Origin of the sequence: Amycolatopsis sp. NPDC059021, from assembly GCF_042739895.1 — a bacterium.
In the GTDB taxonomy this organism is placed as follows: Bacteria; Actinomycetota; Actinomycetes; order Mycobacteriales; family Pseudonocardiaceae; genus Amycolatopsis.
Genome location: NZ_JBHYIQ010000120.1, coordinates 1 through 4251, shown reverse-complemented (window position 1 = coordinate 4251; position 4251 = coordinate 1). Strand labels below are relative to the sequence as shown.

Annotated in this window: 4 protein-coding genes; 2 read left to right on the top strand and 2 right to left on the bottom strand. The window is 71.5% G+C overall.

Features of this window, described 5'->3' with window-relative positions; all coding sequences use genetic code 11:
• Positions 1-19 precede the first annotated feature (19 nt).
• The gene (locus ACFWX1_RS41840; RefSeq protein ID WP_378395470.1) at positions 20-1375 is read left to right on the top strand and encodes a BBE domain-containing protein; all 1356 of its coding nucleotides are present in this window, start codon (positions 20-22) and stop codon (positions 1373-1375) included.
• Here the strand turns inward: ACFWX1_RS41840 and ACFWX1_RS41835 are convergent.
• Positions 1372-2787, bottom strand: a complete 1416-nt coding sequence (locus ACFWX1_RS41835; RefSeq protein WP_378395469.1) for an FAD-dependent monooxygenase — start codon at positions 2785-2787, stop codon at positions 1372-1374. The two genes, ACFWX1_RS41840 and ACFWX1_RS41835, sit on opposite strands and share 4 nt — an antisense overlap.
• A gap of 77 nt (positions 2788-2864) precedes the next feature.
• Between ACFWX1_RS41835 and ACFWX1_RS41830 the strand changes: the two genes are divergently transcribed.
• Positions 2865-3365, top strand: a complete 501-nt coding sequence (locus ACFWX1_RS41830) for a MarR family winged helix-turn-helix transcriptional regulator (RefSeq protein WP_378395443.1) — start codon at positions 2865-2867, stop codon at positions 3363-3365.
• Positions 3366-3429: 64 nt separating this feature from the next.
• Here the strand turns inward: ACFWX1_RS41830 and ACFWX1_RS41825 are convergent, their stop codons facing one another.
• On the bottom strand, positions 3430-3816 hold the full coding sequence (locus ACFWX1_RS41825; protein WP_378395442.1) for a ParB/RepB/Spo0J family partition protein: 387 nt from the start codon (positions 3814-3816) through the stop codon (positions 3430-3432).
• Positions 3817-4251: the final 435 nt, after the last annotated feature.

The window sequence follows — 4251 nt, the reverse complement described above, 5'->3', positions numbered from 1 at the left end:
GTGGGGTGGCTCTCTTTTTATATACACCCCCCCCCGCGCCGCCGCGCCCGCGCCCCCCGGCGCGCCCACGATATCGAAACTCCCCCCCGCCCCGCCTGCCCCACCACACCCCCCACTCGACCTGAGTGGACTGTCCGAAGTGGACTACGAGGACGGTCTCTACTCCGTCGGCGCCGGGGCGCGGCTGCAGGACGTCTACGAGCGGCTGTACCACGGCTGGGGTGTGACGATCCCGGGCGGGATCTGCTACTCGGTCGGCGCGGGCGGGCATGTCACCGGCGGCGGCTACGGCCTGTTGTCGCGGCGGGACGGCCTGACCGTCGACCACCTGTACGGCGTCGAGGTCGTGCTGGCCGGCGGCCGGACGGTGGTGGTCACCCGCGACTCGGCCGGGCCCGAAGCCGATCTGTTCTGGGCGCACACCGGGGGTGGCGGCGGCTCGTTCGGCGTGGTGACGCGGTTCCTGTTCCGGGCACCGCTGGTGCGGCCGCCGCCGGAGGTGCTCGTCGTGGCGTTGTCGGTGCCGTGGGCCGAACTCGACGAGCGGCGGTTCGCGCGGCTGCTCGGCGGCTACGCGCGCTGGCACCACGAACACCGCGCGCCGGACTCATCCGGTGCGGCGCTGTCGAGCCTGCTGATGCTGAATCACCGCTGCAACGGGACGGTCGGCCTGGTGGCGCAGATCGACGCCGCCGCGCCGGACGCGGACCGGGTGCTGGACGAGTACCTCGCGGTCGTCCTCGGTGATCTGGCGACGGCCGGGTTCGCGCGAGCGGGGGAGTTCGGTCCGATGCCGGGGCTGGCCCGCCCCCGGCGGCTGCCATGGCTGCGGGCGACGCGGTTCCTCGGCACGAACACCCCGGTGCTCACCGACCCGACGCTGCGCGCCGAGCACAAGTCGGCCTATGTGCGGAGCACCCTCCCGGAGTCGCAGGTGCGGACGGCGTATGAGTACCTGACCCGGCCGGACGTGGCGAACCCGGAGACGATGCTGGTCGCGTTCTCCTACGGCGGCGCGATCTCGGCGGTCGACCCGGCCGCGACCGCGGTGGCCCAGCGCGACAGCACGTTCAAGCTGCTGTACCAGGCCTTCTGGTCCACAGTGGACTCCGACGACGCGAACATCGCCTGGGTGCGCGACTTCTACCGCGCGATGTACGCGGACACCGGCGGCGTGCCGGTGCCGGGCGAAGTGGCCGACGGGTGTTACGTCAACTACCCGGACGCCGATCTGTCCGATCCGGACTGGAACACCTCCGGGGTCCGGTGGCACGACCTGTACTTCAAGGACAACTACGCGCGGCTGCGGCGGGCGAAGGCGCAATGGGATCCGGCGGACGTGTTCCGGCACCGGCAGTCGGTCCGGCCTGCCTAGCGCGGGCCGAACCACGTGGTGAGGGCCGCGGCGAGCCGCTCGGCGTCCTGCCCTGCCCACGCGACATACCCGTCCGGGCGCAGCAGGATTGCCGGTTCGCCGAGGTCCTCGTCGTGTCCGGCGACGTCGATGCCGTCCTTCCAGCCCGCCGCCGTGTCGGCGAGGCCGGCCGCACCCGGCCCGAGCAGCAGTACCGGGCGGCCCCGGTGCAGCAGCTCGGCGACCGTCAGCTCGCCGAGCGGGAAGTTCGGCAGGAACTCGCCTGTCAGGCCGTGGCCGTCGCCGTAGCGCACGCCCTGCGCGCTGATCCGGTCGCTGAGCAGCCGGTTGGCGTCCGAAGTGGACAGTAGGTCGGCGACCAGCGCGCGCAGCGGCTCGAACTCCGGCCCCGGCCGCATCAGCGCGGCCTGGGCACGGGTGTTCTCGATGACGGCTTCGGCGACCGGGTGCCGCTCCGTGTGGTAGGTGTCCAGCAGCTCGTCCGGCGCCGTGCCCATCGCGACCATCGCGAGTTTCCAGCCGAGGTTGAGCGCGTCCTGCAGGCCGAGGTTCAGCCCTTGCCCGCCGAGCGGGGCGTGCACGTGGGCCGCGTCGCCCGCGAGCAGGAGCCTGCCGCGGCGGTAGTCGTCGGCCAGCCGCGTGAAGTCGCTGAACCGGCCGAGGAACGCCGGATCGGCCATCGGCACGTCGTGGCCGAGGATGCGCGAGGCGGCCGCCCGCAGGTCGTCGAGTGTGGCCGGGGCGTCGCGTTCGGGCAAGGGCTCGGTGAACTCGTGGGTGAGGATCCGGCTGTGCCCGGCCGGATTGACGTTGATCAGCGTCCAGCCGGTCGGCCCTTGTGTCCAGCCGCCGGGTACCCGCGCCTCGTCGTCCAGCCTGGCCAGGCCGAGAAGACCGGCGAACGTGGCGGGGTGGGTGGTCCCGGTGATCCCCGCCGCTTCCCGGACGATGCTGCGGGCGCCGTCGCAGCCCACGACGTAGGAGGCGGTGAGTTCGCCGCGATCGGTGGTGACGCTGACGTGCCCGCCGTCGTCGCGGACACCGGTGACCCGGTGGCCGCGCAGGATCGTGACGCCGAGCGAACGGGCTTTCGCCTCGAAGAAGCGCTCGATGTCGGACTGTGCCTGGCCGACCATCGGCGGGCCTTCGAGCGCGGGCGATTCCAGCGTCAGCACCGGGCGGCCGCCGAAGTGGAACGGCGTCTCCACGACGGCACGCGGGTCGCGTGGTGGCCGTGGCACGGGGAGGTAGCCGCGACGCAGCAGCGACTGCGCGGTACGCGCGTGCAGCGTGCCCGCGCGTGGTTCGTCGTGGGTGGCGGTCAGCTTCTCGACGACTGTGGTGGGCACGCCGTGCCTGCCGAGTTCGGTGGCCAGCAGCATGCCGACCGGCCCGCCGCCGACGACGATCACTCCGGTCAACTTCCCTCTCCTTCGCTACGGAGCCGAAAGGTACGAGGTCGTAATATCCGTCATTGTAGAGTACGAGGATGGAGCGTGACTTCGTCGATGACGTCCTGGATCAGTGGCGTGCGCAACGCCCGGACCTCGATCCGGCTCCCCTGTCGGTGCTGGCCCGGCTGACCCGGACCGCGCGCCGGGTCACCCGCCGCCTCGACGAGACGCTGAAAGACTTCGGCGTCCTCCACGCGGATCTGGACATCCTCGCCACCTTGCGGCGCGCGGGAGAGCCGTACGAGCTGACGCTGTCCGAGGTCGCGCGCTGGATGCTGGCCGGCAACAGCACGATGACCAGCCGCCTGGACCGGCTGGTGGCCGCCGGCCTGGTGGACCGCAGGCAGAATCCCGCGAACCGGCGCACGGCACTGGTCCGCCTCACCCCGGCGGGGCTGACCCTCGTCGACGAGGCGGTCACGGCGGAACTGGCCGCCCAGGCGGAACTGGTGAGTGGTCTGAGTGCCCAGGACCGTCGCCGGCTGGCCGGCCTGCTGCGCCGGCTGTGCCGCTCCATGGGCGAGATCCCGGACTGAACCGCGCGATCATCGGTGGCGGGGAGGTGCCGCTCACCGAAGTGCTGACGTTCCGCGCTGCCGGTCAGCTCTGACCTTCGAGGTGGGCGGCGGGGAGGCCGGCCAGTGCCCTGATCGTCCACAGTGGCCAGTGCGGGTGGGTGCGGCGGATCCGGTCCGCGGCGGCGTGTCGTTCGGCTTCACTGAGCGGAAATCTGCTGGAGATATTGCGGTACACGGAAAGAACGAATGCGTCCTCCGCGCTGCCGTCGAAGAACGTCACGGTCACGCTGAGTTTCCCGCGTGCCTGTGCCGCGAGCAGCCGATGGTTGCCGTCCACGACGCGCAGGGAGGGCCGATGGACAATGAGGGGAGGCAGCACGGCGGTCTCGGCCGCGAGCGCGAGAACGAAGTCTTCGTCGATGACGAACCGGGGTGAATCCCCGAATCGCAGGGCGCCGAGTGCCACCACGTGTACGTGGTGTTCAGTGTTCTCGACGCGGTCGGCTGGTGTAACGGTTGGGTTGTCACGAGAAGAGTTGTTCAGGTGAATACGGCACGACATAACAACCTCGCTGTGGGAATGCCGACGCCGGACGGGATCTCCGTGCTCGTGCCGGCGGGTGAAACCAGTATCGGCGTGCCTTGTCGTGGTGGCGAGCCGTGATCTGGTGACAGATCCAGGAAACAAGCCGACGTGGTCACCGATGACGCGGGCGTGCCGATTTCGCGGCGACGAAGAATCGGGTGCGGACCGGATGAAAGATGAATGGGCCGGAGGTGGGGACCCCCCCGGGGTACCCCCCCCGGGTGTAACCCCCCCGCCACCCCGGGGGGGGGCGGGGGGGGGGCCGGCCCCGGCCCCCGGAGGGGCGGTGCCCCGCGCCCGGACGGCCCGGGGCCCGCC

What these genes read in the sequence shown, in the direction of transcription:
- ACFWX1_RS41830 (WP_378395443.1), top strand. Translation starts at nt 2,865, where the DNA reads ATGGAGCGTGACTTCGTCGATGACGTCCTGGATCAGTGGCGTGCGCAA.